This window comes from Methylophilus sp. E2MeOHC9, assembly GCF_058744375.1.
The window spans coordinates 2,958,151-2,980,851 of the sequence record NZ_CP196024.1 but is presented as its reverse complement, the minus strand read 5'-3'; the positions used below and the strand labels follow the sequence as shown (position 1 = coordinate 2,980,851).

The following is a 22,701-nucleotide window of genomic DNA, read 5'->3' as shown; positions in this document are numbered from 1 at the left end:
AAATAGTTTGAGAATTAACACTTAAACATTAGGAACACGGCCATGGCCTATAGCATCTTCACCAAAATCGACAACGAACAACTCAAAGAACCGATGTTCTTCGGCCAGCCCGTCAACGTGGCGCGGTACGACCAGCAGAAATACCCGGTATTTGAAAAGCTGATCGAGAAACAACTGTCATTCTTCTGGCGTCCGGAAGAGGTGGATGTGTCACAGGACCGTTCTGATTACCAGAACCTGCCCGAGCACGAAAAGCACATTTTCATCAGCAACCTCAAATACCAGACCCTGCTCGATTCTATCCAGGGCCGTAGCCCTAACGTGGCCTTATTGCCATTGGTGTCCTTGCCTGAGATCGAAACCTGGATAGAGACCTGGGCGTTTTCAGAGACTATCCACTCGCGCTCTTACACCCATATCATCCGCAATATCGTCAATGATCCTTCCATCATTTTCGATGACATCGTGCGCAACGACAATATCACCGCACGCGCATCGGATATCGCGCATTATTACGATGAATTGATCCACCAGACCATGCTGTATTCACAACTGGGCGAGGGTGATCACATCATCAATGGCGAAACCAAGTCAGTCAACAAACGCGAGTTGAAAAAGCTGCTCTACCGCTGCCTGATGAACGTCAATATCCTGGAAGCGATCCGTTTCTATGTCAGCTTCGCCTGCTCATTCGCCTTTGCCGAGCGCAAAGTGATGGAAGGCAACGCCAAAATCATCCGCCTGATCGCGCGTGACGAAGCCCTGCACCTCACCGGCACCCAGCACATGCTCAACATCATGCGCTCCGGGCAAGATGACCCGGAATTCGCCGAGATCGCCGCCGAGTTGCAGCAAGAGTGCTTCGAGATGTTCAAAACTGCCGCCGAGCAGGAAAAGCAATGGGCAGAGTACCTGTTCAAAGATGGCTCCATGATAGGCCTGAATAAAGACATCCTCTGCCAGTATGTGGAATACATCACCAACAGCCGCATGGCATCAGTCGGGTTGGCACCCGCGTTTCCGCTAGCCAAAAGCAACCCGATTCCATGGATCAATACCTGGCTGTCGTCAGACACCGTGCAAGTCGCCCCGCAGGAAGTAGAGCTCAGCTCCTACCTGATCGGTCAGATTGATTCTGAAATGTCAGCAGATGACCTTAACGACTTTGAGCTGTAATAAGTGGCTGCGCGGGCAAATTGCAGCCTTGCACTTTGTCCCGCTCGCGCACTTATTTAAACTCGACTTTTTAAGTGAACACCACCCCAAGTGAGCGTTGTACAAAGCCAGCACATCCGCTTTAACCTCATCCCGCAGGAAACACTGCTAGAAGGCCTTGAACGCACCGGGCACGAAGTAGAGTACCAATGCCGGAGCGGTTATTGTGGTGGCTGCCGCGTGCGTCTGCTGGCTGGCGAAGTAGAGTACCTCGAACAACCGCTGGCATTTATCGCCGCCGATGAAATCCTGCCTTGTTGCTGCGTACCCAAATCAGATATCCGCATCGATTGCGAGCTCAGGCTCGATGTGCAAAACGCGCAACTGCAAAACGACATGTTCCCTGCGCAGCAATCCCTGTTTGACGAACCTTCGCTAACACCCAAACACGCGCCAGTGAAAAAACTAGCCCGAAAAAGGGCCAGCAAAAATACTGTGCGCGCAAATAACCTTTCATTGTTTTAAGACAAAAGCTTTACTTAAAACAGGGTAAGTTTTAAACTAAACTAATTAAACTTAGTCTGGTGGATTGCTATGAAAACGATCAATATTCATGAAGCAAAAACACAACTTTCCAAGCTGGTTGATCAAGCTGTGAACGGTGAAGCTTTTATTATCGCAAAAGCAGGTAAACCGCTGGTTAAGGTTATCAAGCTCGATTGGCCAGAAACACCACCTCTCAGGCGAATCGGCTTTATGAAAGGCCAAATCAAAGTCCCCGATGATTTTGACGACATGGGTAAAACTGAAATCGCCAACCTGTTTGGGCTTGAATAACATGAAACTATTGTTAGATACCCATATTCTGCTGTGGGCGGCGGAAGGGTCTGATCAGCTTTCAAACAAAGCAAAATCACTTATTGAAAACCCTGATAACCAACTATATTTCAGTAGCGCTAGCTTATGGGAAATCGCGATCAAAAATAAACTGGGACGCACTGACTTCAAGGTTGATCTAGCCGTATTGCGACGCAGCTTATTGGATAACGGTTTTAAAGAAATTACAATCAACAGCGCCCACGCCATTAACGTTGAAACCTTGCCTGATATTCATAAAGATCCATTCGATCGTATGCTGCTATCGCAAACATTAGTCGAAGGTGTGACTTTAGTAACAGCTGATAGTGTGGTGGCGCAGTATCCAGTGGCATTGGTGAATGTTTAATACTTAAACACAAAACAAACGCGTTCTAAAGGTTTAGTGCTTATGGTTATAAAGCACAATAAAAAAGGCGCTTATAAAAGCGCCTTTTGAGTTTTAAAACATGCCTGGTTCTTAAAGCCAGTCTTATCTAACCGTTATGGTCGTACCCAATTCATTTTCAAGTTCGGCACACGTGCCCTGATATCTTCAATCAGGCCGCAGCTAATAATGTCACAACGCAAATACATCTGCCGAATCTTGTTATCCGCCTCAGTGCGGGATTTGCCATACACCTGCAAATTCTCAACCAACACGCCATTCGCGCTGCGTATCGTATACAAATATTTCCCAGAATTATGCTCTAACATTTTTAATGTCACCCCGAGTCTCGCTCTGTGTAAATCACAGTAATTTTTTAATAATTTGCACGATATCAGAGTTTTTTACACATGTATATACATTGAAGATAGTGTTTTCATATTTAATTCAATGCTTTAAAGGGTGATTTGCATAAATTAACTTCGATTCCAGTCCTAAATGTAATTTGCATTTATGCCTAAACACTTTTTTTGATTTGATAGAGATAAATAATTTTGAAATATTTCTAACTTGTTGATTTTAAGAAAACAAATTTAAGTTCACTAATTAAGTTGGTAAATATACCAATATTTACATCGTTTTAATATTATTTGAAATGATAATTTATGGACGTAAATATAAATTTTATGTTAGTTTTCCTAAAAATAAATATATTTGGGAGGATCATCATGAAAAGAAAATATCTTTTGCCATTGGCAGTATTAGCAAGCGCTTTAACAGCAAATCAATCAAATGCTAAGCCAATTGATAATGTTTCAGTTGATGATCAAGCGAAAACTAATTTGCTTGAAATTGAGGCAGTCGAATTTAAGAAGTTCGACTTTAGCGATAAAACTGCATTACAGTTCGTTCTTCAACCAAATAGTGATGGCATTTTTTATGCGGCTCATCGCTCTCACTCCTCACATAGCTCGCATTCATCTCATCGTTCACATTCATCCGGCTATTAAGTGAGCAAAAAAACATTTACGCTCAAATTTGATGAGCGTATTTATTCTGTTGAAACGATACAGAAGGCAGCCTATCGCTTAATTAATAAACTCACTGTAGATTTTGAGTTAAATGATGGCGCGATACTTTGTCATATCAGCATAGATGGCGAACACTCCGATACTTACTTCCAAAAAATAGAAGCAGATTTTAAGAAGGAGATTCTTGATCAGCATCTTCGGCAGTTGATTTCAAAAGAAACGGAGACTGTCAGAAATTTAATACTAAGTGCCACTTTCTTGAATACGGATCTGCAAAAAATTGAGTAAATTTAAAGGGTTTGAAAGTTACTCTATAAAAGACTCATCTTATGAGTTGCTGCCCTTTAAGTTTGATAGATTTGATGATGAAAGTTACATTATCACTAACTTTGTTGGAGAGTATCTGCTAGTTGAGAATGACGACTTAGAAAGATTAGTTCATCGAAAACTCGATGTTACTAACCGTTTATATTCTAAACTAAGGTCTAAGCACTTTATAAGGTTACCAAACGAAAAGTCACCAATTCAATTATTGGCTCTTAAGTTGAGAACTAAATTATCCAGACTTTCTCAATTTACGAATTTGCATATATTCGTAGTTACTCTGCGCTGTGATCATAGCTGCCCATATTGCCAAGTTTCTAGACAGTCTGAGGACAAGTCATCGTTTGATATGACTATGGAAATGGCAGATAAGTCTTTAGACTTTGTATTCAAATCGCCATCACCAGCTATCAAAATTGAATTCCAAGGCGGAGAGCCGTTACTAAATTTTGAGCTTATCAAATATATTGTTGAGTCAGCAGAAAATAGAAACAAGGTTGCAAACAGAAGCCTAGCATTCGTAATCGCAACCACATTATCTTTGGTGACTGATGAAATTTTAGATTTCTGTAAATTACATAAAATCCAGATATCAACTTCTCTAGATGGTCCCGAGGTTTTGCATAATTCAAATAGACCAAGACCAAACAAGGATAGCTACCAAAGATTCATTACCGGATTAGAGCAAGCAAGAAGTCGACTTGGTTATGATCAAGTCTCGGCTTTGATGACAACTACAGAGTTGAGTCTAGATAAAGTTAGAGACATTATCGACGAATATTTAAAACTAGGATTCAAAGGTGTTTTTTTAAGGCCACTGTCACCGTACGGTTTTGCGATAAAAACAAAAAAGTTTATGGCATACAACACCGACCGATGGTTACAGTTTTATAAAGCTGGCCTTGATTACATCATTGAACTGAATCGAAATGGAGTTGAGTTCTCAGAGTATTACTCCAGTTTAATTTTGAAGAAAATTCTTACAGCCCAAGAGTCTGGATATGTTGATTTAATGAATCCAGCTGGTATTGGGATTGCAGCAATTGTGTTTAATTACGATGGTAAAGTTTATGCTTCGGATGAAAGCAGAATGCTTGCTGAAATGGGGGATAAGACTTTTGAATTAGGTAATATATTGTCTGATTCTTACGAGGATATAATTCTTTCAGACAAATTACTTGATGCAATTGAAGAGTCTTTTACTCTGAGTGCTCCAATGTGTTCTGAATGTGCATTTGAGCCATACTGTGGTTCCGAGCCAGTTTATCACCATGCGATACATAAGGATTTTTTAGGGCGGAAGCCTGAGTCAGAGTTTTGTAAAAAGAACATGAGTATTTTTAAGTACTTAATTACTCTCATGGAAAATGATTCTAATACAAAAAAATTATTCCTCGGATGGGCTAACCGATGATAAAACTCGGAGGTAAAGTAATTCAAGTTCATGAACTTGTTTCTGAAAAAGCAAAGTTATTTGCGTTAAGCTCTAATCCAAACTTACCTCAGGTTTTAAGAAGCGATAAAGCATTTATTGCTAGGTCCACGAATGCTCCTAAGGGATTTTCACATTACATTACGTTTGAGTCGCTAGTCCATGAAGTAGAGTTTTCTCAGGGTGAGAACTTTACTGTTTTGCCAGATGAGTTTAGTTACTTGAATGATGAAGATATTGTTCGTATCACACCAAATAAAGAACACATACGAGTTCTATACCGCAAAATGGCGACTAATAATACGATAATGATTACAGAGCAATGTAATCATTATTGCTTAATGTGTTCACAGCCGCCTAAAAATCACGACGATTCTTATTTATTAAGTGAAGCTTTTAATCTCATTAAGTTAATACCTAAAAATACTAAGGAAATCGGTTTCTCTGGAGGGGAACCCACGTTGTTTGGAGAGAAGTTTTTAGAGTTATTAGAGTTTACTAAAAGCCACCTACCTCAAACTGGTATCCATATTCTTTCCAATGGACGATCTTTTAAAAACATAGATTTTGCTAAAAGATATGCCGATATTAATCATTTTGACATGATGGTAGGTATCCCAATTTACTCATCAAATCCCTCAACACACGACTATATAGTTCAAAGTTCAGGTGCTTTAGATGAAACGTTGGCTGGTGTTTTAAATCTGAAAAAATTAAATCAAAAAGTCGAAATTAGAGTTGTTATTCACAAGCAATCAATTGAAGGCTTATCAGACCTATGTGAATTCATCGGGCGAAATTTATTGTTTGTTGATCATGTGGCTCTGATGGGGTTGGAAATGATGGGATTTACGCGAGCAAACTTGGATAGTCTTTGGATAGATCCTTTTGAATATAAGGACATTTTAAGTGATGCAGTTAATATTTTAAGTAGTTATGGATTAACAACGTCTGTTTATAACCACCAGCTTTGTACTGTCAATGCAGATGTTTTGCCTTTTTATAAAAAATCTATTTCAGACTGGAAAAATGAATTCGCACCTGAATGTGATGGTTGTACTAAATTACATGATTGCGGTGGATTCTTTTCATCTAGTTTGCAACACCGATATAGCGATCATATTAGAGCTTTGTAAAGAATCAATTTTTACTTACTTTCATCTGGAGTCTCAATTCTTCATATTTTAAATATCCATTAATATGATTATGACTTTAGTTTTATTAGTACAAGCAAAGTGTAGTGCTAATGAGGAAAGGGGGGGCACGGCCAAAAGCAAAGCCATTTGAAGTGTGGACGTTTTAGTCAGCATTTTCTAAAAATCGCATTTAATCAGAAGCTTGCCATTTATCTTTAGGCGGCATCATCTTGTTGAGAGATAATAGCGCCCTCAGCATTTTTTGCAGCATTCTCGGAATTCTCCCCCATGGAAATCAAAGTCAATTTTCTCGATAAGCTACGTCTTGAAGCCAAGTTCGATGACTTCACTGTGATAGCCGATCAGCCTATCCGTTATAAAGGCGATGGCTCGGCGCCGGGGCCGTTCGATTACTTTCTGGCTTCATCGGCTTTGTGTGCGGCTTATTTTGTGAAGTTGTATTGCAACACGCGCAATATCCCTACCGAGAATATCCGTCTTTCGCATAACAATATCGTTGACCCTGAAAACCGTTATGGGCAGATTTTCAAGATTCAGGTTGAGTTGCCTTCTGATATCTCCGACAAAGACCGCCAGGGGATTTTGCGTTCTATTGACCGCTGTACGGTGAAGAAGGTGGTGCAAGCCGGGCCTGAATTTATTATTGAAGAAGTGGCTAATCTGGATGCGGATGCACAGGCGTTGCTGATGGTGAATCCGGCGGCTGATGCGCTCACTTACATTACCGGCAAAGATTTACCTTTAGAACAAACCATCGCCAATATGTCTGGCCTGCTGGCGAGCCTGGGTATAAAGATTGAAATCGCTTCGTGGCGCAATATTGTGCCCAATGTGTGGTCGCTGCATATCCGCGATGCGCATTCGCCGATGTGCTTCACTAACGGAAAAGGTGCAACCAAGGAAAGCGCGCTGGCCTCGGCGCTGGGCGAGTATATCGAGCGGTTGAGTAACAATCATTTTTATGCCGGCTCGTACTGGGGTGAGGAGATCGCTAATGCCGAATTTGTGCATTACCCGAACGAGCGCTGGTTCAAACCTGGCCGTAAAGATGCGCTGCCGAAAGAGATACTCGATGAATACACGCGGGAGATTTACAACCCCGATGGGGAGCTGCGTGGTTCGCACCTGGTAGACACCAATTCCGGCAATGCCGAGCGCGGTATCTGTTCGCTGCCTTTTGTGCGGCAGTCAGATGGCGAGGTGGTTTATTTCCCATCTAACCTGGTGGAGAACCTGTATGCCAGCAATGGCATGAGTGCAGGCAATACGCTGGTCGAGGCGCAGGTGCAGTGTTTATCCGAGATTTTTGAGCGGGCAGTGAAACGCGAAATAATTGAAGGTGAAATCGCCTTGCCGGATGTGCCGCAGGAAGTGCTGGCGAAATATCCTGGCATTGTGGCGGGTATCAAAGGGCTGGAAGAGCAGGGCTTTCCGGTATTAGTGAAAGATGCATCGCTGGGCGGTGAATACCCGGTGATGTGTGTGACTTTAATGAACCCGCGTACTGGCGGCGTGTTTGCGTCTTTTGGCGCACACCCGACACTGGAGGTTGCGCTGGAACGCAGCCTGACCGAATTGCTGCAAGGCCGCAGTTTTGAAGGCCTCAACGATTTGCCGCAACCGACCTTTGCCAGCGAAGCAGTGACTGAGCCGAATAACTTTGTCGAACACTTTATTGATTCCAGCGGCATTGTGTCGTGGCGCTTTTTCAGTGCCAAATCGGATTACGAGTTCGTTGAGTGGGATTTCTCAGGTAAGAGCAAAAATGCTATCGCTGAAGAGGCCGCGACCATGTTTGGGATGTTGGCTGACATGGGCAAAGAAACGTATGTGGCGGTATATGATCAGCTAGGCGCGATTGCTTGTCGCATATTGGTGCCAGGCTATTCTGAGGTGTACCCAGTAGAAGACCTGGTTTGGGATAACACCAATAAGTCCCTATTGTTCCGCGAAGATATCCTGAACCTGCACACACTGGACGATGCCAGCCTGGAAGCACTTCTGGATCGTCTGGAAAATAGCGAGCTGGATGATTACGGTGATATCGGCACCCTGATCGGTATTCAGTTTGATGAGAACACGGCCTGGGGCCAGCTCACCGTGCTGGAATTAAAGTTATTGATCAACCTGGCTTTGCAGCAATTTGAAGAGGCACAGGATCTGGTTGGCGCCTTTTTGCAGTACAACGACAATACGCTGGAACGCGGCTTGTTTTACCAGGCATTGAATGTGGTGCTAGAAGTGATGCTGGATGACGAGCTGGAACTGGCAGACTATGAAGTCAATTTCCGCCGTATGTTTGGTGATGCCCGAATGGATGCGGTGATTGGCTCAGTAGATGGCAGTGTGCATTTTTATGGCTTGACACCTACCAGTATGAAACTGGAAGGGCTGGACAGGCATCATCGCCTGATTGATAGCTACAGGAAGTTGCATGCGGCGCGGGGAAAAAGCGTAGCGACAGACCGTTAAGATAATAACCCATGACTGCCTGTGACCAGGTTGTCATGGTGTGTGCTGTAAAAAACCAAATATATTCAAAACACTAGAAATTGGCGAATAGCGCGTATAATGCCACCACCCTGTGACCTTCCAATCATCACAGCGGCCTAGCAAACCTCTAGAAATATCATCTTCGTTTGTCCAGATTGGTGTTGCGAGTCGCAACAGACCAGCGCCTAATAATTTGTTGTGTGGCCTTATTTCATATGGGCCGCGCACGCTCTATAAGTGAATTACTTTGTCCATAGAAAACAATACCCCTGCAAACGTGACGTTTGCTGATTTAAATTTATGTGCGCCTGTGCAACGCGCCATTACCGATGCCGGCTACACCGTGCCGACGCCTATCCAGGCGCAAGCTATCCCTTACGTGTTACGCGGCGGCGATCTGCTGGCGGGCGCACAAACCGGTACCGGTAAAACGGCCGGCTTTACCTTGCCGATCCTGCATCGTTTATCTGAAAGCCCAGTCAATACGGCAACTGGCAAACCACGCTGCCTGATTCTTTCACCTACCCGCGAGCTGGCGGCGCAAATTGGTGAGTCAGTGACGACTTACGGTAAGTATTTGCCACTGAAAAGCCTGGTGGTATTTGGTGGCGTGAGTGTGAATGCGCAAATCGCCCGCCTGAAAAAGCCGGTGGATATCCTGGTGGCGACGCCTGGCCGGTTGCTTGACCTAGTGCAGCAACGGGCGCTGGATTTGTCCGGCATCGAGATATTGGTGCTGGATGAAGCCGACCGTATGCTGGACATGGGTTTTATCCATGACATTAAAAAAGTGCTGGCCCTGCTGCCTAAAAAACGGCAAAACCTGCTGTTCTCGGCGACGTTCTCTGACGAGATCAAGCAGCTGGCGGATAACCTGCTGAATGCGCCTGACCTGGTGGAAGTGGCGCGCCGTAATGCGTCGAACGCGCTGATCGAGCAGAGTGTGCACATGGTGCCGCAAGCGCACAAACGCGAAATGGTCAGTCACCTGATCAAGCAGAATAACTGGAAGCAGGTGCTGATATTCACACGCACCAAGCATGGTGCTAACCGTCTGGCGGAAAAGCTGGTCAAGGATGGTATCCCGGCGATGGCGATCCATGGCAACAAGAGCCAGAATGCGCGTACGGCGGCATTGGCTGAATTTAAAGCGGGTGCGATTCCGGCACTGGTGGCGACAGATATTGCCGCACGCGGGCTGGATATCGACCAACTGCCGCAAGTGGTGAATTTTGAATTACCGAATGTGCCGGAAGACTATGTGCACCGTATTGGCCGTACTGGCCGTGCCGGTGCCACTGGCGCAGCAATTTCACTGGTAGATCGCGAAGAACTCAAAATGTTGAAAGACATCGAGAAGCTGATTAAACGTGAGATCCCACGCGTGGAGGTAGAAGGCTTTGAGCCACCGGCAAAAGGCAGTGAAGAGCCGGACAGGCCTCCACGTGGGCAGAACCCAGGCCGTCAGAGCCAGGGGCGCCCTAACCAGGGTCGTCAGGGTCAAGGCAAGCCAGCTGCTGGCGGAAAACCGGCGCAATCGCAACAGAATGGTCAACGCCCGGCGCAAGGTCAGCCTGGCCAAAACAGGTCAGGTCAGCCTAACCAAAACCGTCCTGCGCAAGGAAATGCGGCCAATGGCAACCAGGCGAATGCGTCTGCGCAACACCGCCAGGGTGGCAACAAGCCTGCTGGCGCTTTGTTCACCCCCAGGCCTGGTGCAAACCCTGCCAACGGCCAGGGCAATCATGCCGCCAACAGGAATAAACCCAGAGGCCGCTAATGCATATTTGGGTGGATGCCGATGCCTGCCCGGTGGTGATCAAGGAGATCCTGTTCCGGGCAGCCGAGCGCGCCAAGATAGCCACCACGCTGGTGGCGAATAAATTATTATTTGTGCCACCATCGCCTTACCTGAAGGCGATGCAAGTCGCCCAAGGCTTTGATGTGGCAGACAATGAGATTGTGAAGGCGCTAACGGCGGGTGACCTGGTGATCACTGCCGATATTCCGCTGGCCGCACAGGTGATTGAAAAAGGCGGCCATGCCCTGAATCCGCGCGGAGAGTTTTACTCAACGGAAAATATCCGTGAGCGGCTGGCGATGCGCGATTTTATGGAGTCATTACGCGCCAGCGGTGTACAAACCGAGGGCCCCAATGCCATGCAGTCTTCCGACCGTCACGCGTTTGCCAAACAGTTGGACCAATTCTTAGCGCGGCAACAGCGTAGCGCTTGACCTGGGAGTGACGGGCGCCTGATTTAGCCCGCATGCTTAGCGCTTCAATTTTTATAAGTCAAACCCCTGGTGGTGGTGTTCCATCATTCTTAAGTACCTCCCACAGCAATTTCACCTGATTGAATGCCTAATTTGTTGCACCCTTATTTGGCGTCAATCTATCTCAGCATCGCCTCATGCTTAAGGTAGGCGTTTGTGTGACTTTTCCTACAGTAAATTCAGCAGAAAATGCATGGTGTGTTTAGCGCTAAGTACGCATGATGGAGGCTAATAAAAAGGTCATTCGATAGGCGAATGGCTGGATTGATAGACGGATTCAACGCTACTTACCAGGAGATTTACCATGAGAACAGCCGCAAATGCACCAGTAAAGAAATCAGCAGCAGTGACTGCCGTAAAACACGATGTCATCGTGTTACTGAAAAATGATCATGACGAGGTTAAAAAACTGTTCAAGCAGTTCGATAAACTGGCCGAAAAACAAGACACAAAAGCCAAGGTGAAACTTGCCAATAAAATCTGTGCCGAATTGATCGCCCATACCCTTGCCGAAGAAGAGATTTTTTATCCCGGTGCACTGGCTGCAACCGAAGATGACGCGCTGATCAATGAAGGCATCGTTGAGCATGAGAGTGCTAAAGACTTGATCGCCCAGATCCAGTCTATGGATGCTTCAGACCCTATGTACGATGCCAAAGTGACTGTGCTGGGCGAGTACATTACTCACCATGTGGATGAGGAGGAGGAAGAAATGTTCCCTGAGGTGAGAAAGTCCAAGGAACTGGATCTGCGTGCACTGGCAGTGACCTTTACCGCCCGCAAAGAAGAAATACTGGGCAAGCTGAATGGCGCCAATGGTGAAATCGACCTGCAACAGTTAAAAACACTGATAGGTGTGCCATCAAAACACTAGTATTTGCTAGAAGCGACATTTCTGCAGGATAGCCATAAAAAGACTCAGCGATAATGCCGCTGAGTCTTTCTTATTGTGTAGGCTAGAAAGAGTCAATAAAACTAAATTCAATCACCCAATGCAAAAATTCGACGTCATTCTGGCGGAGGCCAGCATCCAGCCTTGGTTAATTTTCCCGCATGGCTATTTGTGGTAAGCAAGCTAGTATTTAACCTGGCCTTGATTCTGGCCTCCGCCAGAATGACGGGTTTTGATCGAAAATGGCCGAGGAGAATCCCGGGTTTATTAGTAGCTTGGAGGCCGCTAGTGTCTATGAAAGCGGGTCCTACGATTGGTATAAATGATTTTCTTTGATGTAGTGCAGTACTTTTTCGGGTACGCCATCAATTGCTGTACGGTCGGCCTGGTTTAAGGCTTCGCGTATGCGCGTGGATGAAATATCGGGCGGGGTGATAGACAGGTAAGAGATCAGGCCATGTGTTTGAGCTGCAAATTGCTGCGGTGCCTGGGTGATATCCACCAGCTTGTGTGCGTGCGCAGGGTGCAGGTGTAGTGACTGTTCAATCTCGGCTCTATGCACGATCAGCAGGTGGCAGTAATCGAGCAGCTCAAGCCAGCGGTGCCAGGTGGGTAGCTTAAGATAACTGTCCTGCCCCATGATCAGGCATAGCGACTGGTCCGGCAGGCGGTGCCGCAGCAGGTGCAAGGTTTCTATGGTGTAAGAAGGCCCCTGGCGGTCCAGTTCGCAGGTATCGAGAACGAAGCGCGGGTAATCGGCGATGGCAAGTTGCACCATGCTTGCTCTGTGCTGTGCGGTGACTGTCGGTATGGCTTTGTGCGGGGGAATGGCGGCCGGGATAAAACGGATCTGGCTGCAATGCAAGCTATCCAGCACACTTTGCGCCAGCGCCAGATGACCATTGTGGATGGGGTTAAAAGTGCCGCCAAACAGTCCGATGATTTCCATTTTTAATGATTCTTTCGGCGCATCAGTCAATGTTCAAATGGCGTAGTCGAGCACCGTGCAACGCCGTGAAGCGCTCGATTCAGGCCATTTGTCAGGCGCGAACGTGGCCGTCACCAAGGACGATATACTTGAGTGAGGTCAAGCCATCCAGGCCCACAGGCCCGCGTGCGTGGAGTTTGTCGGTAGAAATACCGATTTCAGCGCCAAAGCCATACTCAAAGCCATCGGCAAAGCGGGTAGAGGCGTTGACCATGACGCTGCTGGAATCCACTTCTCGCAAAAACTGGCGTGACTTGGTGTAATTCTCGGTGACGATTGCTTCAGTATGCTGGCTGGAGTACTGGTTGATATGGGCGATCGCTTCTTCCACACCACTGACGACTTTGCACGAGATGATCGCATCCAGGTATTCGGTGTAATAATCTTCTTCTGTCGCCGCTTTGGCTTCTTTCACAATGGCACGTGTTTCGTCGCAGCCGCGGATCTCCACACCTTTGCTGATCAGCATCTCGGCCAGTACAGGCAAAGCCGTCTTGGCGATGCTACGCGCCACCAGTAATGATTCCGCCGTGTTGCAGGTGCCCAGGCGCTGGGTCTTGGCGTTTTCCAGGATGCGTACCGCTTTGTCCAGGTCGGCTTCATCATCGACGTAGATATGGCAATTGCCATCCAGGTGTTTGATCACTGGAATGCGCGCATCACTGCTGATACGCTCGATCAGGCCTTTGCCACCACGTGGCACGATCACATCTACATATTGTTTCATGGTGATCAGTTCACCCACCGCCGCGCGGTCTGTGGTTTCAACCACCAGCACCGCGGCTTGTGGCAGGCCCGCCTGTTGCAAGCCCTGATGGACGAGCTTGGCCAAAGCCTGATTGCAATGAATCGCTTCAGAACCGCCACGCAAGATACAGGCGTTGCCGGATTTGATGCACAAACCGGCAGCATCCACCGTCACATTTGGGCGGGCTTCGTAAATAATGCCGATCACTCCGAGTGGCACACGCATCTGGCCGATCTGGATGCCGGAAGGGCGGTATTTGAAATTGCTCATTTCGCCGATAGGGTCTGGCAGGCTGGCGATTTGTTCCAGGCCTTCTGCCATGGTTGCCACGGATTTTTCGCTCAGGGCCAGGCGGTCCAGCATGACGGCTTCCATACCATTGGCTTTGGCGGCGTCCAGGTCTTGCTGGTTGGCGGCGAGCAGGGCTTTTTCATGCTGGCGGATCAGGGTGGCGATATTGCGCAGGGCCTGGTTCTTGGTGTTGGTATCTGCCTTAGCCATCAAACGGGAGGCGGCGCGCGCCTGCTCTCCCAGCTGTTTCATATAGTGTTGAATGTCCATAATTTGTTATTTTATCCTAAACCAGCTTCACCCTAAAAGTTAGCGTGCTCTTGATGCCCCAGCTCTGGCCGATTTGCTGGCCGCCATCCTGGCAATGCCAGTACACAAACGCGATAACTCCAGCCACGCATCGCCATCGCCTACACCTTTTGCCATGCGGTCGATATCTGACAATTTTTGTAGTGCTGCTTCGATATGTTTTTGCGGTAAAAATTCCACTGCACGTTTAACTAATTGCTGGCGGTCACCAAACAGCCTGGCCTGGGTCAGGGCATTTTGCAGCGATTGCCCGTTTTGCATGGCAATACGCACTTGCAACAGGGGGCGGAATAACCACACCAGCGGGTTCATGACGGTGACTGCGGTTTCGCCTTCTTCACGCAGGCCTTCAATGATACGCAGGATGCGGCTTTGATCGCCTTGCAGCATGGCTTCGCCCAATTGCGACACATCGAAACGCGCGACATTGAGTACACATTGGCGGATGGCTTCTTCAGACAAGGGGCCGGGCGGATATAACAATCCGAGTTTCTGGATTTCCTGGTGCGCGGCCAGTAAATTACCTTCAACCTGCTCGGCAATAAAGCGGCGTGACACTTCATCTGCTGTCTGTTGTTGCAAGGCAAGCCGCTGGCCTATCCAATCCGGCAGTTGCGCTAGCGGCACCTGGTTATGAATCAGAACCACACCTTGTTGTAACAGGGCTTCGTACCAGGCGCTGTTGGTCATGTCGCGGTCAGGCGCAGGCAAGGTGATGATAATGGTGGTATCTGCCGCTGGCAGCTCGGCTAATTGTTGCAGGGCTTTCGCGCCTTCAACGCCGGGTTTGCCGGTCGGGATGTTGATTTCGAGTATGCGTTGCTCGGCAAACAGGGAGAAGCTTTGCAGAAACTGGCTGACTTGCCCCCAGTTGAAATAACGCTCGACTGAAAAACTGGCGCGTTCCTGTGCGCCATGTTGTCTGGCTGCTGCGCGGATCTGATCAAGGGATTCAGTGATTGAGAGCGGCTCGTCACCCGCCAGCACGAATAAATGCTGTTTCGGTGGCAGGTGCTGTGACAGTTGCGCAGCTTGAATGCGCATCGCTTACTCGGCTTTTTTCAGGACTGATAGACGGCGCAAGATACCATTCAACACGTCGGTTTGCATGCTTTCAGTCAGCAGTTTTTGTTCTGTCTGTTTAGCCAGCAAGTTGGCGTCATTATAGGTATAGTCACGGCGGCCTTCCATCACTAACGGCAGTGACCAGGTTGGCTCACCTGCTGCCTTGGTGCGGTATTGCACGCGATAATACAGTTCGTATTCCCGCACCACACCGGTACCGCTCAGGGACAGAATGCGCTGCTCGTTTTCTTCCTTCAGCAATTCGAGTTGTAACTCGGCATCTTCCGAGCTCTCCACCAGTTTAATGCCTTGCTCAGTCAGCGCTTTGCGTAAAGGTGCAGAAATAGTGGAGCTGCCCGAAATGAATATGCTCTTGAACGCGATGGGTGAAGGTTGCCGTAGTTGAAAACCGCATGAGGTCAACGCTGCCAGTAATACCATCCAGCCACAATTTTGCAGAAACCGGCTCAACGAAAACCGGTTCAGCGACAATGGTGTCAGGCGGGAAAGCAGCATGGTCATCCTTTCTACGATATTCAACGCTGGCATGGGTTAGCCAACGACGATGTTAATCAATTTGTTTGGCACCACAATGATTTTTTTGACGCTGCCTTCATTGAGGAATTTTTGCACAAAGTCCTGGTTGACGGCAGTGGCTTCAATCTGTTCTTTTGCCATACTCTTGGGGATATTGATACTGCCGCGCAATTTACCATTCACTTGCACGACATATTCTACCTCGTCCTGCACCAGCGCTGAGTTGGCAGGTTCTGGCCATTTGGCAGCCAGGATATCTTCACCCAGGTTCAGGGTTTGCCACATGACTTGCGCAATGTGCGGGGCAATCGGTGACAGCACGCGTAACAGAATGCTGTAGCCTTCAAACGCCACCGCTGACCAGTCTTTTTCTGCCTCTTTCTGTACCTTTTCCAGCGTATTCAATATCTTCATGCAGGCAGAAGCCACGGTATTGAATTGCAGTTTTGCTAGATCGACATTGGCCTGTTTCAATACGGTATGGATCTCTCGCCTGTGATTAGCCAGTTCACCAGTCAGCTTGTTAGGCATTTCTGCTGCCGGTGTGTCAGACAGGCCATAGCCGTAGTTCCACACCCGTTTCAGGAAACGATGCGAGCCTTCGACGCCACTGTCAGACCATTCCAGCGTTTGTTCCGGTGGTGCCGCAAACATCATGAAGAAACGTGCGGTATCCGCGCCGTATTGTTCTATCAGTGATTGCGGGTCCACGCCGTTACGCTTGGATTTAGACATGGTGCCTATGCCCTGGTAATCGATGGCAGAACCATCGGCAACCAGTTTGGCACCGGTCGTCTTGCCGTTCTCATCCTGGATGAGTTCGACTTCTTCGGGTGCAAAGTATTCAATGCCGCCTTTTGCCGTACGGCGCGAGAAGATATGGTTAAGCACCATGCCTTGCGTCAGCAGGTTGGCAAACGGCTCGTCATAATTGACCAGGCCGAGATCGCGCATCACTTTGCTCCAGAAGCGCGAGTACAGCAAATGCAAAATGGCATGCTCAATGCCGCCGATATACTGGTCTACCGGCATCCAGTGATTGGTTTGCGCATCAACCATGGCGTCTGCACTAAAGCCGGACGCATAGCGCGCGTAATACCAGCTTGAATCGACAAAAGTATCCATGGTGTCGGTTTCGCGCTTGGCTGGTTTGCCGCAGCTGGGGCAGGCGCAATTTAAAAAGTCTTCGCGCTTGTTGAGCGGGTTGCCAGAACCATCAGGCACGCAGTCTTCCGGTAGTTTGACCGGTAACTGGTCATCCGGCACCGGTACGCTGCCACAGCTTTCGCAATGGACGATAGGGATAGGGCAGCCCCAGTAACGTTGACGGGAAATGCCCCAGTCACGCAGGCGCCAATTGGTCTGTTTGCCGCCCAGGTCTTTTTCAGCCAGGTCGGCAGCCACTGCATCAATCGCTTGTGTATAGTTGAGGTCGTTGTATTTGCCCGAGTAAATGCACACGCCTTTACTCTTCTCGCCATACCACTCTTGCCAGGCGCTATTGTCAAAGGTTTGGTCCATGACGCTGATGACCTGCTTGATGGGCAGATTATATTTCTTGGCAAAGCCAAAATCGCGTTCGTCATGTGCAGGCACGGCCATCACAGCGCCTTCACCGTAGGTCATCAACACATAGTTGCCTACCCAGACCGGCACTAGTTCGCCAGTCACCGGATGCGTCACGGTCAGGCCGGTATCCATACCTTCTTTTTCCATGGTCGCCATATCGGCTTCCATGACAGACCCTTGCTTGCATTTATCGATAAACGCTTGCAGGGCAGGGTTGTTTTGCGCGGCATGCGTGGCTAACGGGTGCTCGGCGGCCACTGCACAGAAAGTCACGCCCATGATGGTATCGGCGCGGGTGGTGAACACCCATAGCTTGCCGTCATCAATCAGCTTGCCCTCATTATTTTGAACGGTATGCGGGAAAGCAAAACGTACGCCCACACTTTTGCCTATCCAGTTGGCCTGCATGGTTTTGACACGCTCGGGCCAGCCAGGCAGTTTGTCCAGGTCATCCAACAGTTGCTGGGCATGGCCGGTGATGTTCAGGTAATAACCGGGGATCTCACGTTTTTCGACCAGTGCGCCGGTACGCCAGCCGCGGCCATCAATCACCTGCTCATTGGCGAGTACGGTCTGATCGACAGGGTCCCAGTTCACCACCTGGGTTTTTTTGTAAGCAATGCCTTTTTCGAGCATACGCAGGAACAGCCATTGGTTCCATTTGTAATATTCAGGCTGGCAGGTCGCCAGTTCACGGCTCCAGTCAATGGCAAAGCCGAGTGACTGCAATTGTTTGCGCATGTAGGCAATGTTGTCATACGTCCATTGCGCTGGCGGTACCTTGTTCTGGATCGCCGCATTCTCGGCAGGCAGGCCAAACGCATCCCAACCCATAGGCTGCAACACGTTGAAACCCTTCATGTGATGGTAGCGGCTGAGTACATCGCCAATGGTGTAATTGCGCACATGGCCCATGTGCAGCTTACCGCTGGGGTAAGGAAACATGGACAAACAGTAGTACTTGGGTTTGTTACTTTCCGGCTTGGCTAAAAAGCTTTGTCTGGCGCCCCAGAATTGCTGTGCCTGTTGTTCGACTTCTTTAAATGGATACTGCTGTTGCATGGGGATTGGGACGCAATGACGAAAAGCGTAATTATACCTGAGAACCCTGCGGCTGGTGGTGTGTGAGGACGTGTAACGGCAGCAAGCTAACGGTTGTATTTGGTTCATATGAACCAGTAAATAACCATGTTGGCTTTTATGAACCAATGATGATTGGTCAATGGTGTGTTTATTCTAAGCCGCTGATTTACTGGAAAAATATATGCATAAATAAATCAACGAGATAATGATTGTCGTGATTGTGGTGGTGTAGATGTTGCTTAGCATTCCCCGTCATTTTTTTACAACAAGAGGACAAAGAGGATGTACACATATAATAAAAACATCATAGTGGCTGCGACAGCACTAGCGATGGGTGTCAATGGCACACAAGTATTTGCAGAAACACAGGGAAATAAAAACGATTCTTTAGAAGTAGATTCAGTCGTAGTGAAAGGCATTTTGCCGGACCGCCTGGAAACAGTGCCTGGCTCGTATAGCGTAGTGGATGAAAAAGCGCTGAATGAGCGCAGGCCGTTTTCAATCCAGGAGGCGATCAATAATGTGCCAGGGATACACATTGTTGGCGAAAATACGTTTGGCTTAGGCGTCAATATCGGGGTCAGAGGCATGGATCCGAGACGGACATCTCGCACATTGTTGATGGAAGATGGCATGCCATTGTTCCTCGGCCCTTATGGGGACCCTTCGGCGCATTACACCACGCCTATTGAACGCGTGCAGCGCATCGAAGTAGTTAAAGGCTCTGGCCAGATTTTGTATGGCCCGCAGACAGTTGGCGGCATGATCAACTTTGTGACTAAACCAGTCCCGAAAAATGGATTTGAAGGTAGCGTCACTGGTATGGTGGGTAACAATGACTTTACCGGCTTTGCCGCAAATCTGGGTGTGGGTGGTGAGCAGGGCGGCATCATGATTGATGCGATACAGAAAAAGGGCGATGGTATCCGCAAGAATCATGATTTTGAAATGCGCGAGCTGATGGTAAAAGGTCAATTGAACCTGACTGAAAGCCAGCGCATCATTGCGAAAGTTGGTTACTATGAAGAAAATTCTCATGTATCCGAAACAGGGTTAGGCGCGATTGAATACGCGCAGGACAAATACCAGGCACCGACTGGCAAAAATGACAAGTTTGAATACGAACGCAAGTCATTGCAGTTGCAGCATATCTTCGATATCAACGCTAACGCCACCTTAACCACAAATGCTTATTATGTGGATGCTTTCCGTAGCTCATTCAGGCAAATCAATGCGCCTGGCACTATAAGCGGCTCACCTGATATTCAAACAGGTGTCTCTGTCATGGATCGATGCCAGAGTTTAGGTCCGGCAACAGTCGCAAATGCAGCTCAGTGCGGTGGCCGCCATCGTCCAAGAAGCTATGATTACTACGGGTTTGAGCCTCGTTTAGATATCAAACATAGCCTATTTGGTATTGAAAGTAGTGCGGTCGTCGGCTTCAGATACCATGAAGAAGGCAATAGGCGCCAACAGTTCAGAGATGGTGATCCACGTGCGCAAAGTTTGTCTTATGCCAAGGCATTCGGTTCTTTCCGTGAAGATATCCGTATCGATATCGAAGCGAAATCTTACTATGCGCAAAACACGTTTTACCTGGGTGACTGGACATTGACACCAGGCTTGCGCGTTGAGGATTATAAGAAGAAAATCAATGTGTTGCAGGCAGAAGGGGATCCGCAAGGGTTTGCTAAAACCAATAGCCAGACCGTATGGTTGCCTGGCATAGGCACCACCTGGAACGGGTTTGCGAATACCACCTTGTTTGCCGGTATTCACAGAGGGTTCGCTCCACCAAGGCCATCACGTGATATCAACTTTGAGGAGTTGGCTGGATTGGACGCGATTAGCAGCACGCGTGCAGAGGAAAGCACCAACACAGAAGTCGGCGTGCGTTCTTCTTATTTCAAAGGGGTTGGTTTTGAAGCCACATTGTTCAATATCGATTTTGATGAGATTGTGATTCAAAGAAACGCGGGTGATTTTATCAATGCCGGTAAATCACAGCAAACTGGCTTGGAATTAGCGGCACGTGTAGATTTCGGCAGAATTTATGATAGCCCGCATAACTTCTATATTGCCGGTAATTACACAAACCTGTTTACCGCCAAGTTCAAGAAAAACACCGATGAAACAACCAGTGGTAATCGTTTGCCTTATGCGCCACGCGATATCGCTTCCATCAATTTTGGTTATCAGCATCCAGTCGGCATTAACGCACGTATTGGTGTGGATTACGTCAGTACACAATACGTGGATCCCGATAACAGCACAGTTGAGAGTCTGGATGGCCAGGAAGGCAGAATCCCTGCTTATACCTTGCTTAACGCATCGGTCAACTTTAAAGCGCCTGGGTCCAAGCTCACTTATTTCTTGAGCGGCCATAACCTGGCAGATAAAGAGTACTTGATCAGTCGTGTTGACGGTAAGGTTGCAGGACGTCAGCGCCAGGTATTCGGTGGCATCCGTTACGATTTCTAGGTTTTATTAGCTATCGTACAAGCAACAAAAAACCCGCCGTTCATTGAACGGCGGGTTTTTTACTTAACAGAGCGAACTCTTATTTCAATGCAGCAAAGATTTCTTCTTTAATTGCATTCAGTTCACCCAGGCCATTGACCTTGACGTATTGTGGCGCGCCAGCGATGCCGGATTTTGCCCAGTCTGAGTAGTAGCCTATCAGTTGTTCGGTCTGGTCGTGATACACCTGCAGGCGTTTGAGCACGACTTCTTCCTTGTCATCCTCACGTTGTACCAGCTCTTCACCGGTGGTGTCATCTTTGCCCGCGACTTTTGGCGGGTTGAATTTCACATGGTAAGTACGGCCAGACGCAGGGTGGCTGCGGCGGCCGCTCATGCGCTCAACAATCGCGGCATCAGGCACATTGATTTCAACCACGTAATCAATGGCGACGCCCGCGTTTTTCATGGCTTCTGCTTGCGGAATAGTGCGTGGAAAACCATCAAATAGGAATCCATTGGCGCAGTCTGCGTCTTTGATACGCTCTTTCACCAGGCCGATGATCACTTCATCAGGCACCAGGCCGCCCGCGTCCATGAATTTTTTGGCTTCCAGGCCAAGCTGAGTGCCTGCTTTCACGGCTGCTCGTAACATATCACCAGTAGAAATTTGCGGAATGTTGTATTTTTCTTTGATGAAAGTGGCCTGAGTACCTTTACCGGCACCGGGCGCACCCAGCAGAATCAAACGCATGTCATGCTCCAAAAGATTGTTTTTGAGGAAAGAAAGATTATATCAGGCTAAAAAAAGCTGGCCTAACGCGATTGCTTGAAACTTATTCAGTCAGTGGATTTACGGCAACATAATTGCTGATTGTCACAAATTCAGCCACGCTCAGGTTTTCGGCCCTGAGTTGCGGGTTGATACCAAGTGCGATGAATCCGTCATCATTTAGCAGGCCTTTGAGTGTGTTGCGCAACGTTTTGCGGCGCTGGCCGAAAGCGGACAGCACCACTTTGGCAAACAGTGCTTCATCATTGGCAGGAAACGGTAATTGTGCATGTGGGACGCAACGCACAAATGCCGATTCAACTTTTGGCGCAGGTTCAAATGCTTCCGGCGGCACGGTGATCAGATATTCCATCTGCAAACGGTATTGCAGCATCACCGAAAGGCGTCCGTACTCAGAGGTAGAGGGCGAGGCAACCATGCGTTCTACCACTTCTTTTTGCAGCATGAAGTGCATGTCGATGATCTGAGCCGTGTTTTCCAGCAACTTGAACAGGATAGGGCTGGAAATGTTATAGGGCAAATTACCGACGACGCGTATGCGTTCGCCTATGGTATTGAAATCAAACTTGAGTACATCCGAGTTGTGGATGGTGATTTTGTCAGCAGGGTAAAAGGATTGCATCCACTGAATGATATCGCGGTCGATCTCTACCACATGCAGGTGATTCAGCTGTTTGAGCAAGGGTTGCGTCATGGCGCCCAGTCCAGGGCCGATCTCAACCATCAGGTCATCTGGCGCGGGCAAGATCGCGGTAATCAGGCTGCCAATGATGCCTTGATCGGTGAGGAAGTTTTGCCCGAAGCGTTTTTTTGCTAGGTGTTTCATGTACTCGAATATTCTTGGATTGTGTGATGCG

At 48.0% G+C, this 22,701-nt stretch carries 21 protein-coding genes; 13 read left to right on the top strand and 8 right to left on the bottom strand.

Going from position 1 to position 22,701, the window contains the following annotated elements:
• The first annotated feature begins 42 nt into the window (after positions 1 to 42).
• The 4 genes from nrdB (at position 43) to ACSSVF_RS14205 (ending at position 2,380) form a co-directional block, all read left to right on the top strand.
• Positions 43 to 1,176 (top strand): class Ia ribonucleoside-diphosphate reductase subunit beta, encoded by a 1,134-nt coding sequence (nrdB, locus tag ACSSVF_RS14220; RefSeq protein WP_492404342.1) that lies wholly within the window; start codon positions 43 to 45, stop codon positions 1,174 to 1,176.
• Between the two features lie 90 nt (positions 1,177 to 1,266).
• On the top strand, positions 1,267 to 1,680 hold the full coding sequence (gene yfaE / locus ACSSVF_RS14215; RefSeq protein WP_492404340.1) for a class I ribonucleotide reductase maintenance protein YfaE: 414 nt from the start codon (positions 1,267 to 1,269) through the stop codon (positions 1,678 to 1,680).
• A 69-nt stretch (positions 1,681 to 1,749) separates the two neighbouring features.
• The gene (locus tag ACSSVF_RS14210) at positions 1,750 to 1,992 is read left to right on the top strand and encodes a type II toxin-antitoxin system Phd/YefM family antitoxin (RefSeq protein ID WP_492404338.1); all 243 of its coding nucleotides are present in this window, start codon (positions 1,750 to 1,752) and stop codon (positions 1,990 to 1,992) included.
• 1 nt (position 1,993) lies between these two features.
• Positions 1,994 to 2,380, top strand: coding sequence for a type II toxin-antitoxin system VapC family toxin (locus ACSSVF_RS14205; RefSeq protein WP_492404336.1), 387 nt, complete (start codon positions 1,994 to 1,996; stop codon positions 2,378 to 2,380).
• 134 nt (positions 2,381 to 2,514) lie between these two features.
• On the opposite strand, the gene ACSSVF_RS14200 is transcribed toward ACSSVF_RS14205, so the two are convergent.
• Positions 2,515 to 2,727: a hypothetical protein gene (locus ACSSVF_RS14200; protein ID WP_379035536.1), complete on the bottom strand. Its 213-nt coding sequence runs from the start codon at positions 2,725 to 2,727 to the stop codon at positions 2,515 to 2,517.
• A gap of 399 nt (positions 2,728 to 3,126) precedes the next feature.
• Here ACSSVF_RS14200 and hxsA2 point away from each other — a divergent pair, with 399 nt between their 5' ends.
• The 8 genes from hxsA2 (at position 3,127) to ACSSVF_RS14160 (ending at position 11,983) form a co-directional block, all read left to right on the top strand.
• A complete protein-coding gene (gene hxsA2 / locus ACSSVF_RS14195; RefSeq protein WP_492404333.1) occupies positions 3,127 to 3,408 on the top strand; it encodes a His-Xaa-Ser repeat protein HxsA2 in 282 nt (93 codons plus the stop codon).
• On the top strand, positions 3,409 to 3,717 hold the full coding sequence (hxsD, locus tag ACSSVF_RS14190; RefSeq protein ID WP_492404332.1) for a His-Xaa-Ser system protein HxsD: 309 nt from the start codon (positions 3,409 to 3,411) through the stop codon (positions 3,715 to 3,717).
• On the top strand, positions 3,710 to 5,167 hold the full coding sequence (gene hxsB / locus ACSSVF_RS14185; protein WP_492404330.1) for a His-Xaa-Ser system radical SAM maturase HxsB: 1,458 nt from the start codon (positions 3,710 to 3,712) through the stop codon (positions 5,165 to 5,167). The genes hxsD and hxsB overlap by 8 nt, the downstream gene beginning before the upstream one ends.
• Entirely contained in the window at positions 5,164 to 6,321 is a 1,158-nt protein-coding gene (gene hxsC / locus ACSSVF_RS14180; RefSeq protein WP_492404328.1) for a His-Xaa-Ser system radical SAM maturase HxsC, read from the top strand. Before hxsB ends, hxsC begins: the two co-directional genes overlap by 4 nt.
• A 288-nt stretch (positions 6,322 to 6,609) precedes the next feature.
• Positions 6,610 to 8,814, top strand: coding sequence for an OsmC domain/YcaO domain-containing protein (locus ACSSVF_RS14175; RefSeq protein ID WP_492404326.1), 2,205 nt, complete (start codon positions 6,610 to 6,612; stop codon positions 8,812 to 8,814).
• A gap of 268 nt (positions 8,815 to 9,082) precedes the next feature.
• Positions 9,083 to 10,615, top strand: coding sequence for a DEAD/DEAH box helicase (locus tag ACSSVF_RS14170; protein WP_492404324.1), 1,533 nt, complete (start codon positions 9,083 to 9,085; stop codon positions 10,613 to 10,615).
• Complete coding sequence (locus ACSSVF_RS14165; RefSeq protein ID WP_492404322.1) at positions 10,615 to 11,070, top strand: YaiI/YqxD family protein; 456 nt, start codon at positions 10,615 to 10,617, stop codon at positions 11,068 to 11,070. Before ACSSVF_RS14170 ends, ACSSVF_RS14165 begins: the two co-directional genes overlap by 1 nt.
• Before the next feature lie 343 nt (positions 11,071 to 11,413).
• On the top strand, positions 11,414 to 11,983 hold the full coding sequence (locus ACSSVF_RS14160; RefSeq protein WP_492404320.1) for a hemerythrin domain-containing protein: 570 nt from the start codon (positions 11,414 to 11,416) through the stop codon (positions 11,981 to 11,983).
• Positions 11,984 to 12,308: 325 nt separating this feature from the next.
• Here ACSSVF_RS14160 and nadD read toward each other — a convergent pair whose 3' ends face one another.
• The 5 genes from nadD to leuS all read right to left on the bottom strand — a co-directional run bounded on the left by nadD (position 12,309) and on the right by leuS (position 18,570).
• Complete coding sequence (gene nadD, locus ACSSVF_RS14155) at positions 12,309 to 12,950, bottom strand: nicotinate-nucleotide adenylyltransferase (RefSeq protein ID WP_492404318.1); 642 nt, start codon at positions 12,948 to 12,950, stop codon at positions 12,309 to 12,311.
• A gap of 91 nt (positions 12,951 to 13,041) precedes the next feature.
• Entirely contained in the window at positions 13,042 to 14,298 is a 1,257-nt protein-coding gene (locus tag ACSSVF_RS14150) for a glutamate-5-semialdehyde dehydrogenase (protein ID WP_492404316.1), read from the bottom strand.
• A gap of 39 nt (positions 14,299 to 14,337) precedes the next feature.
• Positions 14,338 to 15,381, bottom strand: coding sequence for a DNA polymerase III subunit delta (gene holA, locus ACSSVF_RS14145; protein WP_492404314.1), 1,044 nt, complete (start codon positions 15,379 to 15,381; stop codon positions 14,338 to 14,340).
• 3 nt (positions 15,382 to 15,384) lie between these two features.
• Entirely contained in the window at positions 15,385 to 15,951 is a 567-nt protein-coding gene (locus ACSSVF_RS14140; RefSeq protein ID WP_492404312.1) for an LPS-assembly lipoprotein LptE, read from the bottom strand.
• Positions 15,952 to 15,954: 3 nt separating this feature from the next.
• Positions 15,955 to 18,570, bottom strand: a complete 2,616-nt coding sequence (gene leuS, locus ACSSVF_RS14135; protein WP_492404310.1) for a leucine--tRNA ligase — start codon at positions 18,568 to 18,570, stop codon at positions 15,955 to 15,957.
• A 303-nt stretch (positions 18,571 to 18,873) separates the two neighbouring features.
• Here leuS and ACSSVF_RS14130 point away from each other — a divergent pair, with 303 nt between their 5' ends.
• Complete coding sequence (locus tag ACSSVF_RS14130) at positions 18,874 to 21,072, top strand: TonB-dependent receptor family protein (protein WP_492404308.1); 2,199 nt, start codon at positions 18,874 to 18,876, stop codon at positions 21,070 to 21,072.
• A gap of 79 nt (positions 21,073 to 21,151) precedes the next feature.
• Here the strand turns inward: ACSSVF_RS14130 and adk are convergent, their stop codons facing one another.
• Together adk and rsmA are read right to left on the bottom strand one after the other, a co-directional pair.
• Positions 21,152 to 21,805 (bottom strand): adenylate kinase, encoded by a 654-nt coding sequence (gene adk / locus ACSSVF_RS14125; protein WP_492404306.1) that lies wholly within the window; start codon positions 21,803 to 21,805, stop codon positions 21,152 to 21,154.
• An 82-nt stretch (positions 21,806 to 21,887) separates the two neighbouring features.
• Positions 21,888 to 22,670, bottom strand: a complete 783-nt coding sequence (gene rsmA, locus ACSSVF_RS14120; protein WP_492404304.1) for a 16S rRNA (adenine(1518)-N(6)/adenine(1519)-N(6))-dimethyltransferase RsmA — start codon at positions 22,668 to 22,670, stop codon at positions 21,888 to 21,890.
• Between the last annotated feature and the right edge of the window lie 31 nt (positions 22,671 to 22,701).

Excerpts from the sequence above, each read along its gene's own strand:
- nrdB (WP_492404342.1), top strand. The coding sequence starts at position 43 with ATGGCCTATAGCATCTTCACCAAAATCGACAACGAACAACTCAAAGAA.
- ACSSVF_RS14210 (WP_492404338.1), top strand. The coding sequence starts at position 1,750 with ATGAAAACGATCAATATTCATGAAGCAAAAACACAACTTTCCAAGCTG.
- ACSSVF_RS14205 (WP_492404336.1), top strand. The coding sequence starts at position 1,994 with ATGAAACTATTGTTAGATACCCATATTCTGCTGTGGGCGGCGGAAGGG.
- ACSSVF_RS14200 (WP_379035536.1), bottom strand. The coding sequence starts at position 2,727 with ATGTTAGAGCATAATTCTGGGAAATATTTGTATACGATACGCAGCGCG.
- hxsA2 (WP_492404333.1), top strand. The coding sequence starts at position 3,127 with ATGAAAAGAAAATATCTTTTGCCATTGGCAGTATTAGCAAGCGCTTTA.
- hxsC (WP_492404328.1), top strand. The coding sequence starts at position 5,164 with ATGATAAAACTCGGAGGTAAAGTAATTCAAGTTCATGAACTTGTTTCT.
- ACSSVF_RS14175 (WP_492404326.1), top strand. The coding sequence starts at position 6,610 with ATGGAAATCAAAGTCAATTTTCTCGATAAGCTACGTCTTGAAGCCAAG.
- ACSSVF_RS14165 (WP_492404322.1), top strand. The coding sequence starts at position 10,615 with ATGCATATTTGGGTGGATGCCGATGCCTGCCCGGTGGTGATCAAGGAG.
- ACSSVF_RS14160 (WP_492404320.1), top strand. The coding sequence starts at position 11,414 with ATGAGAACAGCCGCAAATGCACCAGTAAAGAAATCAGCAGCAGTGACT.
- nadD (WP_492404318.1), bottom strand. The coding sequence starts at position 12,950 with ATGGAAATCATCGGACTGTTTGGCGGCACTTTTAACCCCATCCACAAT.
- ACSSVF_RS14150 (WP_492404316.1), bottom strand. The coding sequence starts at position 14,298 with ATGGACATTCAACACTATATGAAACAGCTGGGAGAGCAGGCGCGCGCC.
- holA (WP_492404314.1), bottom strand. The coding sequence starts at position 15,381 with ATGCGCATTCAAGCTGCGCAACTGTCACAGCACCTGCCACCGAAACAG.
- ACSSVF_RS14140 (WP_492404312.1), bottom strand. The coding sequence starts at position 15,951 with ATGCCAGCGTTGAATATCGTAGAAAGGATGACCATGCTGCTTTCCCGC.
- leuS (WP_492404310.1), bottom strand. The coding sequence starts at position 18,570 with ATGCAACAGCAGTATCCATTTAAAGAAGTCGAACAACAGGCACAGCAA.
- ACSSVF_RS14130 (WP_492404308.1), top strand. The coding sequence starts at position 18,874 with ATGTACACATATAATAAAAACATCATAGTGGCTGCGACAGCACTAGCG.
- adk (WP_492404306.1), bottom strand. The coding sequence starts at position 21,805 with ATGCGTTTGATTCTGCTGGGTGCGCCCGGTGCCGGTAAAGGTACTCAG.
- rsmA (WP_492404304.1), bottom strand. The coding sequence starts at position 22,670 with ATGAAACACCTAGCAAAAAAACGCTTCGGGCAAAACTTCCTCACCGAT.